The sequence below is a fragment of the Paenibacillus algorifonticola genome (assembly GCF_050481745.1).
In the GTDB taxonomy this organism is placed as follows: Bacteria; Bacillota; Bacilli; order Paenibacillales; family Paenibacillaceae; genus Pristimantibacillus; species Pristimantibacillus algorifonticola_A.
Genome location: NZ_JBCNGR010000013.1, coordinates 111,456 through 136,110, shown reverse-complemented (window position 1 = coordinate 136,110; position 24,655 = coordinate 111,456). Strand labels below are relative to the sequence as shown.

The window sequence follows — 24,655 nt, the reverse complement described above, 5'->3', positions numbered from 1 at the left end:
CAAATGAGAAGGCTCAGACGCGTTTGCTTGGCAGTGGCATTGTCGGCTTCATTAGTAGTCGGATTTGTTCCTTTCGGAGGAAGCGCTGCTAACGCTGCGGGGGAATCGGGGAGCTTCTCCGTGCTAAGCTACAATGTAGGCGGGCTGCCAGGTTTTCTGTCCAGCTCCAATCCGGAGCAGTTCACCACACAAATCAGTCCTTTGCTCAATGATTTTGATATCGTGAATGTGCAGGAAGACTTCAATTACCACAGCCAGCTGATCTCTGCTGCGAACCATCCTTATAAGACCGCGACGAGCGGTCCTGCACTTATTGGGAGCGGACTGAACATGCTGTCCAAGTTTCCTTTTACGGATTTGGCACGGATAAAATGGAAGGAAGCCTACGGCGTATTTGACAGCGGCAGCGACCAGCTTACGCCGAAGGGCTTTACCGCTTCCAGGCATGAGCTAGCCCCGGGCGCTTATGTCGATGTGTACAATCTGCATGCCGACGCGGATATTGATCCCGGCTCCATGGCGGCGCGCGCTTCAAATATTCGCCAAATGTATGCCTATATCAATCAGCATTCGGACGGCAATGCCGTTATCGTGTTCGGGGATACGAATACGAGGTATACGCGGGAGCTCGCCCTGCTGCAGGAAATGACGGCGGCGACAGGACTGACCGACGTGTGGGTGCAGCTGGTTCGCGGCGGCAGCGTGCCTGCTATGGGCGACGCGCTCATTGATGCAACAAATCGCAATGGCCCAAGCAATGAGGTCGTCGATAAAATCTTCTATCGCAGCAGCCCGGCGATTACGCTGGCGCCGACCCAGTATAGGCTGGAGGATACGAAATTTGTGGACGCTGCGGGTAATCAGCTGTCCGATCATTTTGCCATCAGTACAAAGTTTAACTACCAGCTGTCGGCGCAGATTTCGCTCAGTGCACCGTTCGGCGGCTCTGGCGGTGAGCATTTCAACCAACTGGCGCATCTGCCAAGCGGCCAGCGGCTGACCTCGCTCAGCATCCGCAGCGGCTCGCGTCTGGATGGCATCCAGCTGGGGTTTGCAAGCGGCGTGGTGCTGAGTGCTGGCGGAACTTCAGCCGCGCAGAGCAGCATTCAGCTCGCTTCTGATGAGTATGTGAAAAGTGTAGTGCTGAACCAAGGTAGCCGCAATGGCGGCATGCGCATCTTCTATGCCAAGTTTACGACTAACAAAGGGCAAGTGCTGGCTGGCGGCACAACGACGTCCGATGCGGTAACCTATACGGCGCCGGAAGGCTGGTATATTGCTGGTTTTTATGGCAAGGCGGATAATGAGATGGATCGGATGGGTGTCATTTATAAGAGGTTGTAGATGCATTTCTTGAATATGCTTAATGCTTCCTAACAAAGCAGGGCATTCTCTCACTAGTCAAAGACTAATGCGAGAATGCCCTGCATTTTTAGCGTAAATTAGTTTAGGACGTGAATGGAAAGGTCGCTCATGTTTACCCTACTAAGCGCAAAGCAAGCAGCAGTCCGACTCAGGTCTGCATACATACCCTAATATACAGAAATATTAACGAGGCTTCCTTTAATAAATAGCGACTGCAACGATTCATTATTGAGGATTGCAAGCGATAAAAGTTGTGATGGAGTCGAAGCAGATTGAAGAGGAGCGATTTCACCCGATTTCATCAAAAACCATGAACCTTGGTTTTCTGTAATATAATATTTAACATTTTCAAACGTAAAGGATACTTCATGCCCCGTATTCAAATCCTCTACTAATTGGTTATAAGAATAATCGGAGTCGGTTTCAACGATATACCAAGGGCCCCTCTGCGGTTTGCTGTTATAATTCCAGTCGTGCCTGTGTGGAACATTTGGGTTAATTTGCGTGTTGCCATGGTTGGTATAGTCAATATCCAGTTCAGCCCTGCCATCGGAGCCGTAATATCTTCTTTGTTCTAGTTGGCCTTGTTTAATATGATCCTTCGAACTATATGGTATTCCGGTAACTGGCAAGCTCCGCGCATTTTCTACAATAGAATGATAAGGTGCTGGACTGCCATTACGCTTCGCATTGTCATAAGAGAGAAAAGTGTAATTGCTGGCATTTGCTTTTGTTAAGGCAGCAAAGTTGCCCGTTACACTCGGAAAGCCAATGACGATTTGTCCGGTTATTACGCCGCCCGCACGTCCAATAGTTGGTGTTTTATATTGTTTAACCGTATAATCGGCATTCAGTACACCTTGTGGAGCAGGCATAACGATGGAATTCGGGAATACGGTGCTTGAAGGGAATATGACTTCTACGTAACGACTTTTGGTGCGCCCATCTACAAAGATAGGTTTCGTCGTATAGGTGCCTTTCTCAATTTTAAATCGGGTAACAAATTCATTATAGGCATCGCGGGCATTGGCGAAAGGTTTATTATTTAAATCTAATAACCCACTGTAGCTAGGATTTACTCCTGATCTCGATTCAATGGTTGCTTTTCCAGATATATCAACATAAATCGCACGTATTTGACCGTTAGCCATGTATCCTATATTTCCCTCGCCAACAGCATTACTTTGAGCGATAACAGAGCTCGGACGTATAATTGCCCCTGGCCCCATAATATCCGCTATGACTTTGTTGTCATAATAAGTAGCTCCGCCTCCAAAATGGTCATACCATTTGTCCTGCAAGTAAGCGAGTGTCCGAGGCGTCCAGGATACGACATAAGAATTAGATGTATTCCAGCCATCCTGCATACCATATGTACTTTCTGTGATGGAAGTTTTAATAGAAGCAGGGGCATCATCCCACATCGATTTTGCAAAAATCTGAATATCTTCTTGCAGCTCAGGCTTAACTCCGATTGCACCATCAACCGAAGCGACATAAACCGCTCCGCTCCAATAGGCTAATGCTGCGGCTTCAATGCCACCTTCTGCAACGGGAAGCGAGCTTGCCTCTGTCTTTTTCACAGGAATTGCGATAGTAGCTACTAGTGAAACTAGCAATAAAGCAGCTAAGATTTTTCTTGAAACATTGAACATCCAAATAAACCTCCATTTTGTTATGATTCCTAAGTATTAGGTCTATTTTACTGATTTAAAGTAAAATTATTATTAATATACTACAAAAGTTGGGTTTTTGCGATGTTTGGAATGATATATTTGGAATTTTTCGTTTTAGATGCTCTTTCTTACTTTATATAGGGGAAAGGAGAAGGGGATGTTGTTTTCTGATTAAAAGAAGCCATCGGTTAAATGCGTGCAGAGGGGCTGCAGCATATTTAGCCAATGGCTATTTCATGCTTTATTAAACTTGCTGATTGGAGAGAAAGAAACCCCGTGAGCTATAGCTCAAACTGTCCGTCATACTCCATAGCTCTAGCTGTATTTCTTGCTGCCTGAATGCCTAAAATCCGACCCACCATATGCAGCGACATCTCGATGCCTGCGGAAATGCCAGCCGAGGTGATGACATCCCCTTCATCTACAAACTTCACATTTTCGACGACTGTCGTCTGAGGGAACTGCGTCCGCATGCGTTCGATGCTTGCCCAGTGTGTCGTCGCCCGCTTGCCATCCAGCAAACCGATTTCTGCAAGCAGAAACGCTCCCGTACAGACAGAGGTCAGCCACGTCACCTGCCTGCTCTGATGTTTGATCCACGCAAGCAGCGCCTGATTATGAATCTCGTGCCGTGTGCCCATGCCGCCAGGAATAACGAGCACATCAAATACAGGAGCATCAGCGAAGCTGTAATCTGGCGTTACCTTAAGGCCATTCTTCGCCGTCACGAGCGCCCCATTTTCAGAAATTGTCGATACTTTAAACGGGTGATAAGCATCCTCCTGCCCCCAGTTCAGCGCTGTTACTGCAAAAACCTCAAAAGGGCCGGCAAAATCAAGCACCTCTACATCATTAAACAAAAGAATGCCCACTTTGTAATTTTCCATCGCTATATTTCCTCCGCTTCTTCGTATATTATTGCAGCAGCTCATCAGGAATATCAATCACTCTTATTTCATTTCCGCTTGGCTGTCCGACTGTTGTATAAACGATTTGATTTTGTGTAGGCGACCATGCCATATAACCAGCGTTTTCTGGAAATGGCAGCATGATGGGTGCGGCTTTACTGTCTATTTTATAAATGTACAGATTAGGAAGCTGCCCAGGGTATTGTGCGGCAAATGCAAGATGGCTGCCGTCTGCTGACCAGCAGTAGCTATAAATAACCTCGAAAGGCTTGGAAAGCTGCACTTGTTTCGTTGCACGCTCGTTAATGTTATATATTTTTATTTGCTTTAAGAAAATTCCGTTGATGCTGCGCTCCTCTGTTTTTTCTAGATAAAGCAGCTTGCTCCCATCCGGTGAAAGCACAAACTCACTGCCATTAGTTAAGTTTGGATCAAGCGTGTCTGGCTCGGAAAGACTCTCGGAAAGATTGAGTTTGAGAACGCCTTGTTTTCCGGTTTCGAGATAGGCGATTTGATTATGGATAGAGAGAGTATTAAACCAAGCGATATTTTTGAACAAAATGGTTTTATTACGAGAATCAAGTGTGACTGCCCCAAGCTCTCCTTGTAGGCTATTAGAATCTGTTGTTGTAAAATAGGCGATTTGATCGGCGTTCATCCAAGCCGCATGAGATATAGAGGACCCGGAAACGAGTTTTCTGCTTTTTCCTGATTTCATGTTTTTGATCCATAAATTCCGATCTTGGATGTAGGCGATTTGCTCTCCATCAGGCGACCATTTTACATATGAGTAATGCGTTCCATTGTGGTCAAGGCGGGCAACGACTCCATCAGTATATGCTACTCCTTTAGAGGAACATCCTGCTGTCAGCAAAATGAGGAACAGCAGCATTATAAGGTAGGGACGTTTCGTTTGCTGGTAATTTGCTGGTACATCTGCAATTTTGTTCACTTCCTTTCCTATAATGATCAAAATTCACTCTTATACTGTGTTATTCTGCGATCTCTATGAAAACCCTCTAGACAAATAGGCTGGGTACTGCGAATATTCCTCCCATAAATCCACTTCACTTATAGCTGTCTGTGCGTAATCCCGAGTAAATTCCTGTCATATTATGATATTTTACCTGCCAAAAACGAACTTTAATAAAAGCTACTCTTTTTAACGTTCGTATTTTGTTGACAGCCCCGTGGGGATTAGATAAACTGGAAGAGGTCAGAAGTGGAGCAATCCGTTCATTATAGTGTTGGTCTCGTATAATCTCGGGGATTGGCCCGAAAGTTTCTACCCGAAAACCACAATTTTCGGACTACGAGCAAGCTTGAAGCTGGTAGGCTTGAGCTGCCTTTTTTGAACTGGAAGCAAGTATAAGTTTTACACTTATATTCGGCTTCTCGTTCTTCGCGAAACGAAGCTTTGCCGTTCAAGGATGGCGTCAGCCGTTTCACCTTAAAATATAGGCAAGGATATTATTTCGTAATCCTTTCTCTATATTTCTCGGAATGAAACGCGCCGCGCCGCCAAGGATGGCGTCAGCCGTTTCACCTTAGGGCAGTCTTGTGCTGTTTTGTATCTTGCAATTAGCAAGGGTGCAGAGTGGCGGCTAACTTCAGGCATAAAGAGCGCCATGCGGTTCCCGGAAGACGGGAGGCTGCGCTGTGCGCTTGGCTCGGGTCCCGCAGCATACGTATGATTAATACTCTTACGGTAGCTGTCGGGATTTTTCTGTTGGAATCGGGCAGTTTAGAGGATAAGGAAAGTTTCGTATTACGGTTTTATATGGTTTTCCTATTATATAGATGAAAGAAGGTTTGAACGCATGTCTGCGAAGGTAGGCGTCATCATGGGCAGCAAGTCGGATTGGGATACAATGAAACTGGCTTGCGATGTGCTGGAAGAGCTTCAAATTCCTTATGAGAAAAAGGTTGTATCGGCGCACAGAACGCCCGATTTAATGTTTGAATATGCGGAAACGGCGGCGGAGCGTGGACTTAAGGTCATTATCGCGGGGGCTGGCGGAGCTGCACATCTTCCCGGCATGGTCGCCGCCAAAACGGTGCTGCCGGTTATTGGCGTTCCTGTCAAATCTTCAAATCTCAGCGGCCTAGACTCGCTGCTCTCAATCGTGCAAATGCCGGGCGGCATTCCGGTAGCTACAGTTGCAATCGGCAATGCGGGCGGCACGAATGCTGGACTGCTGGCGGCACAGATGCTGGGAGCTTTCGATCCGGACATTCAGGCACGCGTGATCGCAAGACGCGAGCGCGTTAAGCAGGAAGTGCTGGAAAGCAGTGAGACGCTATGATGGCTGAGGCAGACAAGCAGCGGCAGGATAACATCCGCACGCTGCTGCCAGGCAGCACAATCGGCGTACTCGGCGGCGGGCAATTGGGCCGGATGATGGCGCTCGCAGGCAGCGCAATGGGCTACAAATTCGTCACGCTTGATCCTGCGGTGGATTCGCCTTGCGGACAAGTCTCGGATCAAGTAGTCGGCGCCTATGACAATCATGAGGCAGCGCGCGAGCTGGCGCAGCGTTCGGATGTCATTACGTATGAATTTGAAAATGTGAATGCGGAAGTTGCCGCAATGCTGATGAAGGAGTCTTACGTGCCGCAAGGCAGCAAGCTGCTTTATACGACGCAGCATCGGCTGCGGGAGAAGCGGGCGATTGAGGCGGCGGGCGTAAAGGTCGCGCCTTACAGCGAAATTCGCAGCAGCGCGGAGCTTCATATAGAAGCTGAACGTTTAGGCTTGCCATGTGTATTGAAAACAGCGACGGGCGGCTACGACGGCAAAGGGCAATGGGTCATCCGCGCCGTGGAGGAGATCGACGAGGCGTACGAAACGCTGAGCCGGGCTGGCACCGAGCTTGTGCTGGAGAAATTCATCTCCTTTGAAAAAGAGCTGTCGGTCATTGCGGCGCGCAGCCCGCAGGGTGAGGTCAAAGCATTCCCGGCATCGGAAAATATCCATATCGACAATATTCTTCATCTGTCGATTGTGCCCGCCCGGATCGATGAGGGCATACAGCGCAGAGCGGAGCAGCTGGCGATGCAAATTGCCGAAGGGCTGGGCGCTGTTGGATTGATCGCCGTTGAGCTTTTTTTAACTGCCGACGGAGAGCTGTATGTGAATGAGCTGGCGCCACGGCCGCATAACAGCGGGCATTACACGATGGAAGCGGCGCATACGTCGCAGTTTGAGCAGCATGTGCGGGCGGTATGCAATTTGCCGCTGGGCCGTACGGAGCTGCTGACGCCAGTCGTGATGGTGAATGTGCTCGGCCAGCATGTAGAGCCGGTCATTCAGCGTTTTGGCACCCGGGATGAAGCGGCAGAGCGCCTCGGCGTAACGCCGAAGCTGCATCTGTACGGCAAGAAGGACGCCGTTCACAAAAGAAAAATGGGCCACATTAACGTGCTTGCTCCCGATGTGGAAGCAGCGCTGCAATGGATAGATGAAACAACAATTTGGAAGGTGGAGTAGCTACATGTTAGAGCGTTACAGCAGACCAGAAATGAGAGCGATTTGGACCGAGGAGAATAAGTTCCAAGCATGGCTGGAGGTTGAGCTTTGCGCATGCGAGGCTTGGTCGGAGCTGGGCATTATTCCGAAGGAAGATGTGGAAGAGCTTCGTAAAAACGCGAGCTTCAACATCGACCGCATTTATGAAATCGAGCAGGATACGCGCCATGACGTTATCGCCTTTACGCGCGCGGTATCCGAAACGGTTGGCCCTGAGCGCAAATGGGTGCATTACGGCCTGACATCGACGGATGTTGTTGATACGGCAACTGGATATCTGCTGCTGCAAGCCAATGCGATTTTGCAAAAGGATATTGAGCGTTTCATCTCGATTTTGCGCGAGAAGGCGATTCAGTACAAGGATACGCCGATGATGGGACGTACGCATGGCGTTCATGCTGAGCCAACTACCTTCGGTTTGAAAATGGCATTATGGCACGAAGAGATGAAGCGCAACCTGGAGCGTTTCCTGCATGCAGCTGATGGCGTGCAATACGGCAAAATTTCTGGTGCTGTCGGCACTTATGCGAACATCGATCCTTTCGTAGAAGAGTTCGTCTGCAATAAGCTGGGCACGAAAGCCGCGCCAATTTCGACGCAAACGCTGCAGCGTGACCGCCATGCGGAGTACATGGGCACACTAGCGCTCGTTGCTTCGTCGCTCGACAAGTTCGCTACGGAAATCCGCGCTTTGCAGAAGAGCGAATTCCGCGAGGTGGAAGAGCCTTTCGCCAAAGGTCAAAAAGGTTCATCGGCTATGCCGCACAAACGCAACCCAATTGGCTGCGAGAACATTTCCGGCTTGTCGAGAGTCATTCGTGGACATATGCTGACGGCTTACGAGAACATTCCGCTGTGGCATGAGCGCGATATTAGCCATTCGTCCGCAGAGCGCGTTATTTTGCCAGATGCAACGATGCTGCTGAACTACATGCTGAATCGTCTGGGCAACATCATCAACAATTTGCAAGTATTCCCTGAAAATATGAAGCGCAACATGCAGCGTACGTTCGGCGTGCCGTTCTCCGGCCGCGTCATGACGAAGCTGATCGACAAAGGCTTCAGCCGCGAGCAGGCTTATGACACCGTTCAACCGCGCGCAATGCAAGCTTGGGAAGAGCAGCGCCAATTCCGCGACATTATTGAATCGACGAAGGAAATTACCGAGCTTCTGTCGACGGAAGATATCGACGATTGCTTCAACCCAACATGGCATCTCAAGCATGTGGATACGATTTTCACCCGTCTTGGATTGAACTAAGGAGGCTTACTGGCGAATGACTGCAATATCTCAAAGCTTGTCCACTGCTGAGCCGTATGTGAAAGCGCCCCTGCTGTACAAGGGGAAAGTTAGAGAGCTTTACGATCTGGGCGAGCATTTTCTGATCGTTGTAACGGATCGCATTTCGGCGTTCGATTATGTGCTTGATCCGGCTGTGCCGGAGAAGGGCAATGTGCTTAACCGCTTGTCGGCGTTCTGGTTTGAGCAGACCGCTTCGATCCAGACGAACCACGTCGTGCATACCGATGTGGACAAGCTGGGCGAGCTCATTACCGAGCCTGAGCTGCTTCGCAACCGGATTATGGTAACTCTTAAAGCAGAGCGTATCGACATTGAATGTGTCGTGCGCGGCTATATCACAGGCGGCGGCTGGAGACAATATCAGCAAACGTCTGCGATCAATGGTATTGAGCTTCCGGCAGGCATGCGCAAAAATGAACGTTTTCCGCAGCCGATCTTTACGCCAGCGGCGAAAAACGACGTCGGCCACGACGAGGATATCCCGTTTGAGCGGATGCAGGAGCTGGTTGGCGCCGAGCTTTCCGAAGAGCTGCGCGACCGCAGCATCAAGCTTTACGAGTTCGCTCACGCTTATTGCGCCGAGCGCGGCATCATTCTTGCCGATTGCAAATTCGAATTCGGTCTGATTGACGGCAAGGTTATTCTCATTGACGAGATTTTCACGCCGGATTCCTCGCGCTTCTGGGCAGAGGGCAATTACGCCTATGACATCGAGATCGACAGCATGGACAAGGAGCCGGTGCGCACCTATTTGCTCGGCTCGGATTGGGACAAAAACAGCAAGCCGGACCCGCTGCCGGAAGCGGTTGTTGCAGAGACGACGAAGCGGTATCAGGATATTTACCGCCGCTTGACCGGTTCGGAAAGCTACTAGCTATTTCGAACAGGCAGCATGGCTTAAGCCAGCTACTAAAGCTTAGAGATATAGATCAACGATTCATGCAAAACGATAAAGCAAAGCGATTTTGCCGGAGGGAGCCTGTGGGGTGCTCGCCTAAAGCAGAAGAAAAGCGAAGCAGCGTTAACGCTACATTATTATTTTCATTATCAGGAGGCCAACAATGAAAGCAACCGTCTACGTAACAATCAAGGAAAATGTACTTGATCCGCAAGGAACAGCTGTACAAGGAGCTTTGCACTCGATGGGCTTTGCCGAAGTGGAAAAGGTTCGGATCGGCAAATATTTGGAGCTTGAGCTGGGCGATATTGACCGCAGCGAGGCAGAGAAGCGCATCAAGGAAATGTGCGAGAAGCTGCTTGCGAACACGGTCGTAGAAGATTACCGTTTTGAGCTGGAGGGATAGGCGATGAAGTTTGCGGTTCTGGTTTTTCCAGGTTCCAACTGTGATATTGATTGTTACAAGGCGGTAGAGGAAGCGATTGGCCAAAAGGTAGAGTATGTATGGCATACATCGACGGATCTTTCCGGCTATGACGCGATTTTGGTGCCAGGAGGCTTCTCCTACGGCGATTACCTGCGCTGCGGCGCGATTTCCCGTTTTGCTCCTGTCATGAATGAAGTGAAGAAAGCAGCGGAGGAAGGCAAATTCATCCTCGGCATTTGCAACGGGTTCCAAATTCTTACGGAAGCGGGCCTGCTGCCAGGCGCATTGATTCGCAACAGCGGCCTCAAATTCCGCTGCCATCAGACGCCGCTGGAGGTCGTGAACAACGGCAATCCGTTCACGAACCAGTATGCGGAAGGCGATATTATCAACATTCCAATCGCCCACGGCGAAGGCAACTACTATTGCGACGATGCGACGCTTGCACAGCTTGAAGCGAACAAGCAAATTATTTTCCGCTATGCGGGCGACACCAATCCGAATGGATCGGTATCGAACATCGCGGGCGTGAGCAACGAGCGCGGCAACGTAGTCGGCATGATGCCGCATCCAGAGCGTGCAATCAACCAATTGTTTGGCTCAGAGGACGGCAAAAAAATGTTTACATCGATTTTGAATGCATGGAGGGAACAGCATGGCGCAGCAGTTAACAGCTAAGGAACCGACAGCGGAACAAATCGCGGATCAGCGGATTTATACGCAGTTCGGCGTAACGGATTATGAATATGAGCTGATTTGCGGATTTCTTGGCCGCCAGCCAAACTATACGGAGATTGGCGTATTCAGCGTCATGTGGTCGGAGCATTGCTCTTACAAAAACTCCAAGCCGATTTTGAAAAAATTCCCGATCACCGGACCTAAAGTTCTAATGGGACCAGGCGAGGGCGCTGGTATCGTTGATATTGGCGACAATCAAGCGGTCGTATTCAAAATCGAATCGCATAACCATCCCTCCGCGGTTGAGCCTTACCAAGGCGCAGCTACAGGTGTAGGCGGCATTATCCGCGACATTTTCTCGATGGGCGCACGTCCTGTTGCTTTGATGAACAGCTTGCGTTTTGGCCGTCTTGAGAATGAGCGCGTTAAATATTTGTTCGAAAATGTTGTCAGCGGCATCGCTGGCTACGGCAACTGTATCGGCATCCCAACTGTCGGCGGCGAAGTGATGTTCGACGAGAGCTACGAGGGCAATCCGCTCGTTAACGCGATGTGCGTGGGCCTCATTGATCATGATAAAATCCAACGCGGCGTCGCTAAAGGCGTAGGCAACCCGGTATTTTACGTCGGTCCGGCAACTGGCCGCGACGGCATCCACGGCGCAACCTTCGCTTCGGTCGAGCTGTCAGAGGAATCCGAAGAGAAGCGCACGGCGGTTCAGGTCGGCGATCCATTTATGGAGAAGCTGGTTATGGAAGCGACACTTGAGCTAATCGATTCCGGCATTGTACTTGGTATTCAAGATATGGGCGCAGCCGGCCTAACTTGCTCCAGCGCCGAGATGGCATCCAAAGCAGGAAACGGTCTTGAGCTGTACCTCGATGAAGTGCCGCAGCGCGAAACAGGCATGACGCCTTACGAAATGATGCTGTCTGAATCGCAAGAGCGCATGCTCTTCGTTGTAGAGCCGCAGCATGAAGCACAGGCGAAAGAGATTTTCGAGCGTTGGGGCATCATTTGCGCCAAAGTCGGCAAAGTAACCGATGACGGACGTCTCCGCTTGTTCCACCAAGGCGAGCAAGTGGCCGATATGCCGGTAACAGCACTCGTTGACGAGTGTCCGGTATATGACAAGCCTTCGCAGGAGCCTGCTTATTACAGTGCAAATGCGGCAATCGACACAACAGCTTATCCGGAAGTAACGGATTTGACGGCTGCGCTTGAGAAAGTACTCGCTTCGCCAACGGTGGCAAGCAAAGAGTGGGTTTACAATCAATACGACTACATGGTGCGTACGTCGACAGCGGTACAACCGGGTTCGGACGCAGCAGTCGTGACAATCAACGGTACACGCAAAGCACTTGCGATGACAACGGACTGCAACAGCCGTTATGTATACCTTGATCCAGAAGTGGGCGGACGCATTGCCGTAGCGGAAGCTGCGCGCAACATCGTATGCTCCGGCGCAGAGCCACTGGCGATTACGGACAACCTGAACTTCGGCAGCCCAGAGAAGCCAGATGTATTCTGGCAGATCGAGAAATCGGCAGACGGCATGTCCGAGGCTTGCCGCGTACTCGAAACGCCAGTTATCGGCGGCAACGTCAGCTTGTACAATGAAAATGCAAAAGGCGCTATTTACCCGACGCCGGTTATCGGCATGGTAGGTCTCGTTCATGATATCGATCATATTACGACGCAAGGCTTCAAAAACGAAGGCGACGTCATCATTCTCGTCGGCGAAACGAAAGCTGAAATGGGCGGAAGCGAGCTTCAATACGTGCTGCAAGGCGTGAACGAAGGCCGTCCTCCGGTTATTGATCTGGCTGTTGAGAAAAAGATGCTTGGCGCTGTGCTGAGTGCGATTCAAAGCGGCTTGGTTGCTTCGGCGCATGACTTGTCCGAAGGCGGTATTGCGGCTGCGCTGGCAGAATCCTGCATAAGCGGCAAGCTTGGTGCAGAAGTTAATGTAAATACAGAGCTGCGCGCTGATCATGCATTGTTCAGTGAATCGCAATCGCGTATTTTGCTGTCGGCGAAGCCGGAGCAAGCAGCAGCGCTGCAAGCACTGCTGGCTGAGCAAGGCGTTGCCCACGCGGCAATTGGTTCGGTAAAAGGAGCTGCTCTTTCGATCAGCATCAATGGCAAATCCGGCATTCAGGCGCCGGTACAACAACTGGAGAAGGTCTGGAAGGATGCGATTCCATGTCTGATGAAATAAAGCAGCCTAAGCTTTGGTCAGGCGATTATTATAATCAAGGCGGCGGTCGGGAGGATTTCTTCGACAAGCTGCGCGAGGAATGCGGCGTCTTTGGTGTCTTTAACCATGCAGACGCAGCATCGCTTTCTTACTATGGGCTTCATGCTTTGCAGCATCGCGGCGAGGAGTCGGCCGGCATTTGCACCGTCGATACGACGGACCGCAATAGGTTCAGCTATCACCGCGGTATGGGCTTGGTCAAGGAAGTATTCGACAAGGAGCGCCTAGCGGGGCTCCCTGGCGATCGCTCGATCGGCCATGTGCGCTATTCGACGGCGGGAGAGAGCAAGCTGGCGAATGCGCAGCCGCTGATCTTCCGCTATCGCGATGGCGATCTTGCGGTAGCGACGAACGGCAATATCGTAAATGCGCCGGAAATTCGCAAGGAGCTGGAGAACCTTGGTTCTATATTCCAGACGACGAGCGATACCGAGGTTATTGCGCATTTGATCGCCCGTTCGCCGAAGGATTTTGTGACGGCAGCGAAAGAAGCGCTCCAGCGTATCGTTGGAGGCTTCGCTTTCCTGATTATGACGAACGACAAGCTATTGGTCGCTTCTGATCCGAACGGACTTCGTCCGCTCGTGGTAGGCCGCATCGGCGACGGTTATGTGTTTTCCTCCGAGTCGTGCGCGTTTGAATCGATTGGTGCCGAATATTTGCGCGACGTTCAGCCGGGCGAGCTGCTTATTTTTGATCAGGATGGCATGAAAGAGGATCGTTATGCGGAAGTGACGCGCCGGGCGACCTGCGCGATGGAATACATTTATTTTGCCCGTCCCGACAGCGACATTCATGAAATCAATATTCATTCCGCGCGCAAGCGGATGGGCAAGCAGCTCGCGATGGAATCGTTCGTTGATGCTGATATCGTAACGGGTGTGCCGGACTCCAGTATTTCCGCAGCAATCGGTTATGCGGAGCAGACTGGCATTCCTTATGAGCTTGGACTTATCAAAAATAAATACACCGGACGTACGTTCATCCAGCCTTCGCAGGAATTGCGCGAGCAGGGCGTGAAGATGAAGCTGTCCGCCGTGCGCAAGGTCGTAGAAGGCAAACGCGTCGTCATGATTGACGACTCGATCGTTCGCGGCACAACGTCGCGCCGGATCGTCAATATGCTGCGTGAAGCGGGAGCGACGGAGGTGCATGTGCGGATTACATCGCCGCCTTTCAAAAACCCTTGCTACTACGGCATTGATACGCCGAGCCGCGATGAGCTTATTGCTTCTTCGCGCACCGTGCAGGAAATTTGCGAGCTGATCAATGCGGATTCCCTGTCCTTCCTTAGCGACAGCGGCTTTATTGATTCGGTTGGCGGCAATGACGGCGCTTATAATCGCGGCATGTGCCTTGGCTGCTTTGATAATGACTACCCGACGCCTGTTGATGAGGAATCGGACAAAAGCTGCAGCTGCTAGAATAGGATATATAGCTCGGATGCTGCATGAAGCGGTACTTGTCCGCCATTAAGGTGCTAGTACTAGTGCAATTAGGAAATAAAAGTACTGCCTGCCACTGGTGCGCCTGAGATTCAGGCGTGCTTGCTTGGCGGCTACGATAAAGGGGTTGAACGGTGTGGCAGAAGCGTATAAAAAAGCTGGCGTCGATATAGCGGCTGGCAACGAAGCGGTCGAAAGAATGAAGAAGCATGTCAAGAAGACGTTCCGTCCTGAGGTGCTGACGGATCTTGGCGGCTTTGGCGGCCTGTTCGGCCTAAACAAGGATAAATATGACGAGCCAGTGCTCGTATCGGGTACAGACGGTGTTGGTACGAAGCTGAAGCTGGCTTTTGCAATGGACAAGCATGACACGATCGGTATCGATGCGGTTGCCATGTGCGTCAACGACATCATTGTACAAGGCGCTGAGCCTTTGTTCTTCCTCGATTACCTCGCTTGCGGCAAAGTCGTGCCTGAGAAAATCGAAGCGGTCGTTAAAGGCATCGCAGACGGCTGCGTACAGGCAGGCTGCGCACTAATTGGCGGCGAGACAGCGGAAATGCCAGGCATGTACCAAGGCGACGAATACGATATCGCGGGCTTTACGGTCGGCGTTGTCGATAAGAAAAAAATCATCGACGGCACGACCATTGCGCCCGGAGACGCAGTAATTGGACTTGCGTCAAGCGGCATTCACAGCAATGGCTATTCGCTCGTTCGCAGATTGCTTCTGGAAGAGAGCGGCTATGCGCTGGATCAGGAGCTGGCAGAGCTTGATGGCGCGAAGCTTGGCGATGTATTGATCGAGCCAACGCGCATTTATGTGAAATCGGCGCTTAAGCTGATTGAGCAAGTGAAGGTGAAAGGCATGGCGCATATTACAGGCGGCGGCTTCATCGAGAATATTCCGCGCGTATTGCCGGAAGGCGTGAACGTCAATGTGGAATACGGCTCTTGGCCGATCCACAACATTTTTGGCCTCATGCAGGAAAAAGGTTCAATTACGAATCGTGACATGTTCACGACGTTTAATATGGGCATTGGCCTCGTAGTCGTTGTACCGGCTGATGAAGCGGAAGAAGCGCTTCGCGTAGCAAATGAGCTTGGCGAGAAAGCTTACCGCATTGGAACCGTAACGGAAGGCAGCCGCATCGTCACGTTTACAGGAGCGACGGTGTAATGGCAGCGAAGCGTATAGCCGTATTTGCATCTGGTCAAGGCACCAATTTTCAAGCCTTGGCCGATGCGGCATGGCAGGGGGAGCTCGATGCAACTATCGAGCTTCTTGTTTGTGATAAGCCGTCTGCTCCGGTTATCGAGCGGGCGCGCAAGGCTGGCGTAGAAACATTTGTTTTTAAGCCGAAGGACTATCCGTCCCGCGAAGCGCATGACCGCGTGATTTTGGCGGAGCTTGAGCGTCGTGGCATTGAGCTGATTGTACTTGCAGGCTATATGCGCATCATTACGCCTGTGCTGGTGGAGCCTTTCTATGGGCGGATGATCAATATCCATCCTTCGCTGCTGCCAGCGTTTCCAGGCATGAATGCTATTGGGCAGGCGCTAGATTACGGCGTGAAGCTGACGGGCGTCACGGTGCATTATGTGGACGGCGGCCTCGACAGCGGCCCGATTATTGCCCAGCAGGCGGTCGGGGTTGCGGACGGCGAGACGGAGGATGAACTTGCGGTACGCATCCATGCGGCCGAGCAGCAGCTGCTTCCGCAGGTCGTGCGGCAAATTGCTGGCGGACGGGTACAGCTGGACGGACGCTTGGTGCGGATTGATGTGAGCAAGCAAGCTGAGTGATTGGGCGTTCATAACGATAAAGCGGTTAGACGTAACAGGGTTAAGACAAAAAGGAGGGCTTTGTGGAATGGCTATTCGTAGAGCATTAATCAGCGTATCCGATAAGACGGGTATTGTGGAGTTTTCGCGTGAGCTGGCAAGCCAAGGCGTGGAAATTATTTCGACAGGCGGAACATTCAGCTTATTGGAAAAAGAGGGCATTCCGGTTATCGGCATTTCCGATGTAACGGGTTTCCCGGAAATTTTGGATGGACGCGTCAAAACGCTGCACCCTGCTGTTCATAGCGGCCTGCTCGCTGTACGCGACGATGCAGAGCACCAAAAGGTGATGGAAGAGCTGGGCCTCAGCTACATCGACCTCGTTGTCGTGAATCTGTATCCGTTCAAGCAGACGATTGCGAAGCCGGATGTTGAATATGCGGATGCGATTGAAAACATCGACATCGGCGGTCCAACGATGCTGCGTTCTGCTGCGAAAAACCATGCATTCGTTACCGTTGTCGTAGACGCTGCGGATTACGCGGCTGTGCTGGAAGAAGTCAAAGCAGGCGGCGACACGACGCTTGAAACGCGCAAGCGCTTGACGGCGAAAGTATTCCGCCATACGGCTGCTTACGATACGCTGATTGCTGAATATTTGTCCAAGCAGACAGGCGAAGAGCTTCCAGAAAGCTACACCGTTACTTATGAAAAAGTACAGGATCTCCGTTATGGCGAGAACCCGCATCAGAAGGCTGCTTTCTACAGCAAGCCGCTCGCTTCGTCAGGCAACATTACGACAGCTGAGCAATTGCACGGCAAAGAGCTGTCCTACAATAACATTAATGATGCAAACGCAGCGCTTGCGATTGTGAAGGAATTTGATGAGCCAGCCGTTGTTGCCGTTAAGCATATGAATCCTTGCGGCGTAGGCACAGGCGCTGACATTCATGAAGCGTATCAAAAAGCGTATGCGGCTGATCCGACCTCGATCTTTGGCGGCATCGTTGCTGCGAACCGCGTAATCGGCGCAGACACAGCTGAGCTGCTGGGCCAAATTTTCCTTGAAATTATTATTGCGCCGGACTTTACGCCGGAAGCGCTTGATATTTTGACGAAAAAGAAAAACATTCGCCTCATGAAGCTCGGCGAGCTTACCGTTGCTGCGGCTGACCGCAAGCCCGAGCTGCTCGTGACGACGGTTGACGGCGGCATGCTCGTACAGGAAAGCGATGTTCGCAGCCTGACGGAAGCAGACCTGCAATTTGTAACCGACCGCAAGCCGACCGAGGAAGAGCTGAAGCAATTGCTGTTCGGGTGGAAAGTCGTGAAGCATGTGAAATCGAATGCGATTTTGCTGGCGAAAAATAATATGACGATTGGCGTAGGCGCAGGCCAAATGAACCGCGTAGGCGCTGCTCGCATCGCAATCGAGCAGGCTGGTGCGCAGTCCGCTGGCGCTGTACTGGCTTCGGATGCCTTTTTCCCAATGGGCGATACGGTTGAGCTGGCAGCCAAAGCTGGCATTACGGCGATTATCCAAACGGGTGGCTCCATTAAAGATGCCGAATCGATTGCCGCAGCAAATGCCAACAACATTGCCATGGTACTGACTGGCGTTCGTCATTTCAAGCATTAAGAGGGAGCTGACAAGATGCGAATTTTAGTAGTAGGCGGCGGCGGCCGCGAGCATGCGATTGTATGGGCGCTGAAAAAAAGCGAGAAGGTTCGTCACATCTATTGTGCGCCGGGCAATGCAGGCATCGCACAGCTGGCAGAATGCGTGCCGCTGGCTGTCAATCAATTTGACGAGCTGGTCGAGTTCGCTAAAGATGCAGCTATCGATCTCGTATTCATCGGTCCGGATGATCCGCTGGCGGATGGCATCGTTGATGCGTTCGAAGCGCATCAAATTCCGGTATATGGTCCGAATAAAGCGGCAGCGGAAATTGAAGGCAGCAAAATTTTTATGAAAAATTTGCTCAAGAAATACAATATTCCGACGGCTAAATACGAGACGTTTACGGAATATGAGGCGGCTTCCGCTTATTTGCAGGCACAGCAGACGCCTATCGTCATTAAGGCAGACGGACTTGCAGCAGGCAAGGGTGTAACCGTAGCCTTCACGATGGAAGAAGCACAGCAGGCGCTGAAAGAAGCGATGCTGGATAAAGTGTTTGGCGATGCGGGCAACCAAATTGTCATTGAGGAGTTTTTGGAAGGACAGGAAATGTCCATCCTTGCTTTCGTAGATGGCGAGACGGTGCGAGCGATGGTTCCGGCACAGGATCACAAGCCGATTTTCGACGGCGATAAAGGCCCGAATACGGGCGGTATGGGCACGTATACGCCGCTGCCGCATATTGATCAGGCGATTATTGACGAGTCGATCGAGAACATTATTATTCCAACGGCGAAAGCGATGGTCAGCGAAGGCCGCCCATTCCGCGGCGTATTGTTCGCCGGTCTAATGATTACGAAGGATGGCCCGAAAACAATTGAGTTTAATGCACGCATGGGCGATCCGGAAACACAGGTTGTGCTTCCGCGTCTGGAAACCGATCTTGTCGACATCGTATTGGCTTCGCTGAACGGCAGATTGGAGCAGCTTGATATTACTTGGAGCGATGAAGCGGCGGTCTGCGTCATTATGGCTTCCGAGGGTTATCCGGCTTCATATCCGAAAGGCCGCGTCATTGAAGGGCTGGCGAAAGCCGAAGCGCAAGGCGCACTTGTGTTCCATGCGGGAACAGCTGAGAAGGACGGCCAGATTGTAACAAGTGGCGGACGCGTGCTAGGCGTTGTCGGCCGCGGCCGTGACATTGCAGAAGCGCGTGCGCGTGCTTATGATGCGGTGGGCGTTATTCATTTTGAAGGCATGCAGAGCCGTACGGATATTGCGGCGAAAGCGCTAGTTTAAGGTTTTTTCTCAAACGTAGTCATACCTATATGAAATAAATTTATAAAGCTTGAAGCCGCCTATGTGCGGCTTTTTTTTATTCAATCATGGATTTACTAGGGTATGTATGCAAACTGGAGTCGGCTTTCTGTTCTTTGTTTAGCATTTATTCGAGGCCAATTTTCTCTGCCTATTTAATGGCTTATATAATCCCATTATGCGAGTATTGCTGAGTCCATTGTGGGTAAAAGAACTGTTGCAGAGACTGCTGTGGCTGAGTCCGCAGCCGATGCCATAACCCTTGATTTGGTTGAAATAGCGGCTGCTGTGTCCGCTAAGTCTAACTTTGTTCAAGGGGCCAGCCCCTGAAGCCAAGAGTATAACGGTGGCTATAATCAGGAACTGAACCGCTTACTTTTGCATTCACGCCCTAGTAACACGAGAGCCGAAGTCGTTCCATTTTTTCTTGTATAGTGCTGTTTGCTACGATAGCAATGGGGACAGCCAATACAAGCTTGTTTGATAGTCTTATTTTTCACAGGCGTTTCCTTTCCATATTCTAGCAGTTCATTATAGCATGCAATAGGGAGGTTCTTTTGCTGTCAAATGCGGGCGAATGGTGTAACTAATTTGTAACGCACTGCGTCTATGAATGCGATAAGATAAATCTATCAGCAGGGAATAGAAGGGTGAATCGGATGAAGTATAACACACGAACTAGAGTAAGCAGCATGAAGACGCGCAAGAGAACAAAACGAAAACTAGCAATTGCAAGCTTTCTGCTTGTAGCACTAGCCTTATGGCTTGGCGGCTGCGGAACTAAGGCTTCATCGAGCCTGGAGGTTCTTATGCCTGGCAAAGAGGGCAGCGCAAACATCCAGCAGGGCACTTCATCCGAGGATACCATCCATATTAACCATCCGACGTTGTCGGAAGGGACAAGCAGCGGTACGGACACGGCAAGCCATCCGGCGAGCACCGATGATTCCCATTCCCCTCACAAAGGAACGGACGCCGCGTCCGGTGCTTCGACTGGTTCCGGTACACCAGGTACAACCAGTGGAACTGGTGGAAAAACGCAAGGTGAAGGCTCGAAACCGGGAAAGAGCGTAACGTCCAGTACATATACAACTAAGCCTTCAAGCTCGCCTACACCAACGAGCAAGCCGGCTCCTACGCCAACGCCTTCGGCGTCTCCGCAAGGAGAGAAGGAAACGAGCAAGCCGGATAAGGAGCAGAAGCTTGTCGCGTTAACCTTTGATGATGGACCGGATAACCGTTATACACCAGAGATTTTGGATATCCTGAAAAAGAAGGGCATTAAAGCAACCTTTTTCGTAGTCGGCGTTCAAGTGAAGAAGGACCCCGAGGTGCTTCAGCGCATCGTGGACGAAGGCCATGAGATCGGCAATCATACAACTCATCATAAAGATTTGACGAAGCTGACAAAGGAACAAATATGGGACGAAATCACCACGACGGATAAGCTGATCAAAGATGTTGTCGGCTTTACTCCAAATCTGGTTCGCGCACCGTACGGAGCTGTGAATAACACCGTTAAGCAGCTAATGAAGGACAAAGGAAGAGAATTGGTAAGCTGGAATGTGGATACCCGTGACTGGGCAGGAACGTCTGTAGCAGTGATGAAGCAGAACATTAGCGAGCATACGAAGCCGGGTGGTATAATATTGATGCATTCTTTTGGAGGCAAAGGTATTAAAAACACGGTAGACATGCTGCCAGACGTCATTGATAGCTTGCAGAAGAAAGGCTATACGTTTGTTACGATTGACGAAATGCCTTGATTCCGGTCTGCCTTCGGGCCGTATGTTTAAGGGGGCTTAAGCGATTGTTTATATCCAAAATAAGCGGGGCGCTGCTTGCAGCCGCCTTGCTTTGTTTATTAGCAACCGGCTGCCGCTATACGGCGGCTCCTGCGGATTTGCTTGAAAAGCCTACTATCGCCTCGGACAAGCAGGCGCTCGTTCAGGCTGTGCAGAAAGCTTTGCCGCCTCATGCGCAGCTTGCACTTCCGATGCGGGATGACAATCTTGGTGCCGTGCGACTGCTCGATGTAGATGGCGATGGCATAGACGAGGCGCTCGTTTCTTTCAACAATGAATACAGCTCTCCTGAGCTAATGCTGCTCCGTTACCGGGGCAACACCTGGAAGCCCTATTATACGATTCAGCAGCCTTTATCGATGCGCATGGACTGGATGAAAGTAAACGATTATGACAAAGATGGCAAGCTTGATTTGGCCGTCGGCTGGATCGGCTCCTATGATGGCTCCAATATGGTCGAGCTGTATTCGCTTAGCCAAACGCCAGTGCGCAATGAGGAAGGCAAGCTTGTGCTTGAGCCGGAGGATTCCCTGCCATATTTGTACGCGGAAGCAGGCGATCTGAACGGTGATGGAAAGCTGGAGCTGGCGGTTGTCACGGGGGATTGGGCCAATCAGGAAGTGCAGCTGCCGAACTATAAGCTCACGGTATATGAATGGACAAAGGGCAAGCTTCATGCGCTCCAGCAGCTCGATCTTAGCAATGATGTCATTAACTATGACCGGCTGTTGATTGGCAAAATTTCCGATCGGCATACGGGTATCGTTTTGGAAGCTGCGGTAGGCGCCCATTCGATGTATACATTTATGTATGTGTGGGAAAAAGGCAAGCTGCGGCCAGTTGCGTTATCCGAGCAGGGCGAATATGGAAATGCGCTCGTTTCGGGAACGCCGACGCAAAATGAAGATATTAATGGCGATGGCATTATTGAGCTGTCCCGGCCCAAAGAGCCAGCAGGCTATCCAGATCTCCCATATGCCGGGATGCTGTGGGTGAACGAGTGGCTGCAATGGGATGGGGATAAGGGCTTCAAGTCGATCAAGGAAGAGTTTACGAGCAACAGCTACCAAATCAGCTTTACGATTCCGAATCAGTGGAAGGGACACTATACGCTGAGAAGCCCGGAAGTCCACCGGGAATATGGCATCGTCACCTTTGAATATTGGAATGAAAAAACCGGCTACAAGTCCGAGCTTGGCACATTATATGCGGTTCCATTAACGAAATGGGGCAGCGTTCAGGAAGAGTGGAAAGAGTCAGACCGCTCTTACAATGTCGTGTTCAATTATGCGGGCTTGGTGTACATTTTTGCACAGCAGCTTGCTCCTCCAGGAACGATGGATATCAGTGATCGCCAGCTGTTTTATGCGATGCAGCTGAATAAGGATCAACTGCCGGAATTGCTGGTACCGAGGCCGGACTAATGGAAAAAGTGGGTGGACCTATGCGTATTTTGCTGCTGGAAGATGAAGAAGCGATTCGCGGCTTTGTCCGCATTAATCTAAAACGCAATGAGATGGAAGTGACGGAAGCAGGCGATGGAGAAACGGCGCTCGCCTTGGCTGATGCCGAGGGTCCGTTCGATATTGCGCTGCTTGATGTGATGCTGCCGACGATTAGCGGCTTTGAGGTATGCGAGCAGCTGCGCAGCAAATTTCCGAGCATGGGCATCATTATGCTGACCGCAAAGTCGCAGGAAGAGGATAAAATTCACGGACTGGAGCTTGGCGCCGACGATTATGTGCAGAAGCCATTCAGCCCAGGCGAGCTGATTGCCCGCATCAAGTCGCTCTATCGCAGAATGCAGCCGAATGCTGCGCTGCTTCAGGCGGCGGCAGCCCAAGAGGCAACGGCTGGTCTTATGACGCAAGCTGCACAAGCAGCACAAGCGGATGACGAGCTGAAACTAGGGCCGTTCCGCCTGTCGGTATCTGCGCGCAAGCTATGGAAAAACGATGAGGAAATTATTTTGACCCCGACCGAATGGACGCTGGTGCGGCTATTAATGGAGCGGGAAGGCAAAAGCGTCAGCCGCGATGATATTTTAAGCGAGGTTTGGGGCCGTTATTATGTGGGCGACCTTAAGGTCGTTGACGTAAACATTAGGCGGGTGCGCCAAAAAATCGAAGACAATTCCTCTGAGCCTGCTTTCATCGAAACGGTATGGGGCTTCGGCTACCGCTGGAGAAGGGGCAGCAGCGGATGAACAGTCTCAAGACGAGAATCGTGTGGAGCTATTTGCTGCTGATTGCGCTCGTTGTCGTCGTGCTCGGCGGACTTTTTGCTACATTGATTACCAACTATTATTATGGCAGCGCACAAAGCTCGGTTAAGCAGCGGGCCGTATCTGCCCTTGCCACACATAACCGGACGATGGCTTCACTGAAAATGCATGATCAAGCCGATTACATGCTGCAATATATGGTGGAGGGCGATACACGGCTTCAGCTGCTTGATGTGTATGGCAACGTACGCATGGACTCTGACGGGCTGGTGGAAGATGTACATTACAACACGCTGGACGTCCAGGCAGCGATGAACGGGAATACGGATATTTGGCAGGGCAATGATCCTTATTATAAGGAACGGGTCACGTCGATTACGATACCGGTCTGGAACGATACACATGTTGTATCCCTACTGCGTTATTCGGCCTCCATCAGCGCCGTGGACGATATGGTAAGCCAGCTGCTGCGCATGACGGCATTTGTCGGGCTGGCGGTCATTTTGCTGTTCCTTGGCTTAAGCCTATGGCTGGCGCAGCGTATTGTACGCCCTATTCGCGAGCTGACGCGTGCAGCGAGGTACATGGCTGATGGCGATTGGACGAGGCGGGCGACAAAGCGAAGCAATGATGAAATAGGACAGCTGGCGGAAACGTTCAATACGATGGTCGTAGAGCTGAATCACCGGGAGAAGCTCAAAAATGATTTTATCTCCTCCATTTCCCACGAGCTGCGAACGCCGCTTACGTCCATTAGAGGCTGGAGCGAGACGCTGAAGGAAGGCGATCCGGCCGACAATGAGGAAATGAAGCTGGGGCTGCAAATTATTAGCCATGAAACGCTGCGTTTATCGGGGCTTGTGGAGGATTTGCTCGATTTCTCCAAGCTGTCGGCAGGAAGCATGGAGCTTCATGCGGAGCTGCTGGATCTCAACAGCCCGGTGAAGGAGACGGCCGCCCAGCTTGGTGTCCGGCAGGATCAGACGGGTGTAAAGCTGCTCGTCACGCTAGGAAAATCGCCGGTGATGGTGTATGCGGATGCGAACCGCTTGAAGCAGGTTATCATTAATTTAATTGACAATGCATTCAAGTTCACGCCAGCAGGCGGCACCATTCGCGTGTCGGTCTCCATTACGCCTGATGATAGCTTTGCGCTGCTGACCGTTGCCGATACCGGCTGCGGAATCGAGGCCGAGGACATTCCCCATGTGACGGAGAAGTTTTATAAGGCAAATACAGGGCAGGGTGGAAGCGGGCTTGGGCTCGCGATCTGCAAGGAAATTACCGAGCTGCATGCCGGCGAGATGAAAATAGACAGCGAGCGTGGTGCTGGAACAGTAATTACGATCAAGCTGCCAATCAGCCATCAGGACAAACCAGCAACATAGCCAGAATGTATTTTGGCGCAAGCCTA

Annotated in this window: 20 protein-coding genes and 1 riboswitch; of the genes, 17 read left to right on the top strand and 3 right to left on the bottom strand. The window is 51.1% G+C overall.

From position 1 onward, the window contains the following. The first annotated feature begins 3 nt into the window (after positions 1-3). Positions 4-1,344 carry a jacalin-like lectin gene (locus ABEW34_RS14525; protein WP_430159910.1) on the top strand — a complete coding sequence of 447 codons (1,341 nt, stop codon included), beginning with the start codon at positions 4-6 and terminating at the stop codon, positions 1,342-1,344. 188 nt (positions 1,345-1,532) lie between these two features. Here the strand turns inward: ABEW34_RS14525 and ABEW34_RS14520 are convergent, their stop codons facing one another. The 3 genes from ABEW34_RS14520 to ABEW34_RS14510 form a co-directional block, all read right to left on the bottom strand. Continuing rightward, on the bottom strand, positions 1,533-3,020 hold the full coding sequence (locus ABEW34_RS14520) for a hypothetical protein (RefSeq protein WP_430159908.1): 1,488 nt from the start codon (positions 3,018-3,020) through the stop codon (positions 1,533-1,535). 302 nt (positions 3,021-3,322) lie between these two features. Continuing rightward, positions 3,323-3,928, bottom strand: coding sequence for a DJ-1/PfpI family protein (locus ABEW34_RS14515; RefSeq protein WP_430159906.1), 606 nt, complete (start codon positions 3,926-3,928; stop codon positions 3,323-3,325). A gap of 28 nt (positions 3,929-3,956) precedes the next feature. Next, positions 3,957-4,901 (bottom strand): DPP IV N-terminal domain-containing protein, encoded by a 945-nt coding sequence (locus ABEW34_RS14510; RefSeq protein WP_430159904.1) that lies wholly within the window; start codon positions 4,899-4,901, stop codon positions 3,957-3,959. A gap of 281 nt (positions 4,902-5,182) precedes the next feature. Beyond that, a riboswitch (purine riboswitch) is annotated at positions 5,183-5,282 on the top strand. Positions 5,283-5,769: 487 nt separating this feature from the next. Here ABEW34_RS14510 and purE point away from each other — a divergent pair. From purE to ABEW34_RS14430, 16 genes are all read left to right on the top strand, one after another. After that, on the top strand, positions 5,770-6,255 hold the full coding sequence (gene purE / locus ABEW34_RS14505; RefSeq protein WP_046231578.1) for a 5-(carboxyamino)imidazole ribonucleotide mutase: 486 nt from the start codon (positions 5,770-5,772) through the stop codon (positions 6,253-6,255). Continuing rightward, positions 6,255-7,439, top strand: a complete 1,185-nt coding sequence (gene purK, locus ABEW34_RS14500) for a 5-(carboxyamino)imidazole ribonucleotide synthase (RefSeq protein WP_430159940.1) — start codon at positions 6,255-6,257, stop codon at positions 7,437-7,439. The genes purE and purK overlap by 1 nt, the downstream gene beginning before the upstream one ends. A gap of 4 nt (positions 7,440-7,443) precedes the next feature. Further along, positions 7,444-8,739: an adenylosuccinate lyase gene (purB, locus tag ABEW34_RS14495; RefSeq protein ID WP_341281089.1), complete on the top strand. Its 1,296-nt coding sequence runs from the start codon at positions 7,444-7,446 to the stop codon at positions 8,737-8,739. A 16-nt stretch (positions 8,740-8,755) separates the two neighbouring features. Further along, on the top strand, positions 8,756-9,655 hold the full coding sequence (locus ABEW34_RS14490; RefSeq protein WP_430159901.1) for a phosphoribosylaminoimidazolesuccinocarboxamide synthase: 900 nt from the start codon (positions 8,756-8,758) through the stop codon (positions 9,653-9,655). A 187-nt stretch (positions 9,656-9,842) separates the two neighbouring features. Beyond that, a complete protein-coding gene (purS, locus tag ABEW34_RS14485; RefSeq protein ID WP_046231574.1) occupies positions 9,843-10,085 on the top strand; it encodes a phosphoribosylformylglycinamidine synthase subunit PurS in 243 nt (80 codons plus the stop codon). Positions 10,086-10,088: 3 nt separating this feature from the next. Then, on the top strand, positions 10,089-10,784 hold the full coding sequence (purQ, locus tag ABEW34_RS14480) for a phosphoribosylformylglycinamidine synthase subunit PurQ (RefSeq protein ID WP_046231573.1): 696 nt from the start codon (positions 10,089-10,091) through the stop codon (positions 10,782-10,784). Beyond that, positions 10,762-13,005: a phosphoribosylformylglycinamidine synthase subunit PurL gene (gene purL, locus ABEW34_RS14475; protein ID WP_430159898.1), complete on the top strand. Its 2,244-nt coding sequence runs from the start codon at positions 10,762-10,764 to the stop codon at positions 13,003-13,005. The genes purQ and purL overlap by 23 nt, the downstream gene beginning before the upstream one ends. After that, positions 12,990-14,468 carry an amidophosphoribosyltransferase gene (gene purF, locus ABEW34_RS14470; protein ID WP_099517077.1) on the top strand — a complete coding sequence of 493 codons (1,479 nt, stop codon included), beginning with the start codon at positions 12,990-12,992 and terminating at the stop codon, positions 14,466-14,468. The genes purL and purF overlap by 16 nt, the downstream gene beginning before the upstream one ends. 157 nt (positions 14,469-14,625) lie before the next feature. After that, positions 14,626-15,669, top strand: coding sequence for a phosphoribosylformylglycinamidine cyclo-ligase (gene purM, locus ABEW34_RS14465; RefSeq protein WP_046231570.1), 1,044 nt, complete (start codon positions 14,626-14,628; stop codon positions 15,667-15,669). After that, a complete protein-coding gene (purN, locus tag ABEW34_RS14460; RefSeq protein WP_430159896.1) occupies positions 15,669-16,295 on the top strand; it encodes a phosphoribosylglycinamide formyltransferase in 627 nt (208 codons plus the stop codon). Before purM ends, purN begins: the two co-directional genes overlap by 1 nt. A gap of 67 nt (positions 16,296-16,362) precedes the next feature. Beyond that, complete coding sequence (gene purH / locus ABEW34_RS14455; RefSeq protein WP_430159894.1) at positions 16,363-17,913, top strand: bifunctional phosphoribosylaminoimidazolecarboxamide formyltransferase/IMP cyclohydrolase; 1,551 nt, start codon at positions 16,363-16,365, stop codon at positions 17,911-17,913. 15 nt (positions 17,914-17,928) lie between these two features. Beyond that, on the top strand, positions 17,929-19,194 hold the full coding sequence (purD, locus tag ABEW34_RS14450) for a phosphoribosylamine--glycine ligase (protein ID WP_430159892.1): 1,266 nt from the start codon (positions 17,929-17,931) through the stop codon (positions 19,192-19,194). A 677-nt stretch (positions 19,195-19,871) separates the two neighbouring features. Next, the gene (locus ABEW34_RS14445) at positions 19,872-20,978 is read left to right on the top strand and encodes a polysaccharide deacetylase family protein (protein WP_430159890.1); all 1,107 of its coding nucleotides are present in this window, start codon (positions 19,872-19,874) and stop codon (positions 20,976-20,978) included. Between the two features lie 44 nt (positions 20,979-21,022). Then, a complete protein-coding gene (locus tag ABEW34_RS14440) occupies positions 21,023-22,441 on the top strand; it encodes an FG-GAP repeat domain-containing protein (RefSeq protein WP_430159888.1) in 1,419 nt (472 codons plus the stop codon). Between the two features lie 20 nt (positions 22,442-22,461). Beyond that, a complete protein-coding gene (locus ABEW34_RS14435) occupies positions 22,462-23,223 on the top strand; it encodes a response regulator transcription factor (protein WP_430159939.1) in 762 nt (253 codons plus the stop codon). After that, positions 23,220-24,629, top strand: coding sequence for a sensor histidine kinase (locus tag ABEW34_RS14430; RefSeq protein ID WP_430159886.1), 1,410 nt, complete (start codon positions 23,220-23,222; stop codon positions 24,627-24,629). Before ABEW34_RS14435 ends, ABEW34_RS14430 begins: the two co-directional genes overlap by 4 nt. Positions 24,630-24,655 lie beyond the last annotated feature (26 nt).

Coding starts and splice junctions, on each gene's coding strand:
- ABEW34_RS14525 (WP_430159910.1), top strand. CDS start 4: ATGAGAAGGCTCAGACGCGTTTGCTTGGCAGTGGCATTGTCGGCTTCA.
- ABEW34_RS14520 (WP_430159908.1), bottom strand. CDS start 3,020: ATGTTCAATGTTTCAAGAAAAATCTTAGCTGCTTTATTGCTAGTTTCA.
- ABEW34_RS14515 (WP_430159906.1), bottom strand. CDS start 3,928: ATGGAAAATTACAAAGTGGGCATTCTTTTGTTTAATGATGTAGAGGTG.
- purE (WP_046231578.1), top strand. CDS start 5,770: ATGTCTGCGAAGGTAGGCGTCATCATGGGCAGCAAGTCGGATTGGGAT.
- purK (WP_430159940.1), top strand. CDS start 6,255: ATGGCTGAGGCAGACAAGCAGCGGCAGGATAACATCCGCACGCTGCTG.
- purB (WP_341281089.1), top strand. CDS start 7,444: ATGTTAGAGCGTTACAGCAGACCAGAAATGAGAGCGATTTGGACCGAG.
- ABEW34_RS14490 (WP_430159901.1), top strand. CDS start 8,756: ATGACTGCAATATCTCAAAGCTTGTCCACTGCTGAGCCGTATGTGAAA.
- purS (WP_046231574.1), top strand. CDS start 9,843: ATGAAAGCAACCGTCTACGTAACAATCAAGGAAAATGTACTTGATCCG.
- purQ (WP_046231573.1), top strand. CDS start 10,089: ATGAAGTTTGCGGTTCTGGTTTTTCCAGGTTCCAACTGTGATATTGAT.
- purL (WP_430159898.1), top strand. CDS start 10,762: ATGGCGCAGCAGTTAACAGCTAAGGAACCGACAGCGGAACAAATCGCG.
- purF (WP_099517077.1), top strand. CDS start 12,990: ATGTCTGATGAAATAAAGCAGCCTAAGCTTTGGTCAGGCGATTATTAT.
- purN (WP_430159896.1), top strand. CDS start 15,669: ATGGCAGCGAAGCGTATAGCCGTATTTGCATCTGGTCAAGGCACCAAT.
- purH (WP_430159894.1), top strand. CDS start 16,363: ATGGCTATTCGTAGAGCATTAATCAGCGTATCCGATAAGACGGGTATT.
- purD (WP_430159892.1), top strand. CDS start 17,929: ATGCGAATTTTAGTAGTAGGCGGCGGCGGCCGCGAGCATGCGATTGTA.
- ABEW34_RS14445 (WP_430159890.1), top strand. CDS start 19,872: ATGAAGTATAACACACGAACTAGAGTAAGCAGCATGAAGACGCGCAAG.
- ABEW34_RS14435 (WP_430159939.1), top strand. CDS start 22,462: ATGCGTATTTTGCTGCTGGAAGATGAAGAAGCGATTCGCGGCTTTGTC.
- ABEW34_RS14430 (WP_430159886.1), top strand. CDS start 23,220: ATGAACAGTCTCAAGACGAGAATCGTGTGGAGCTATTTGCTGCTGATT.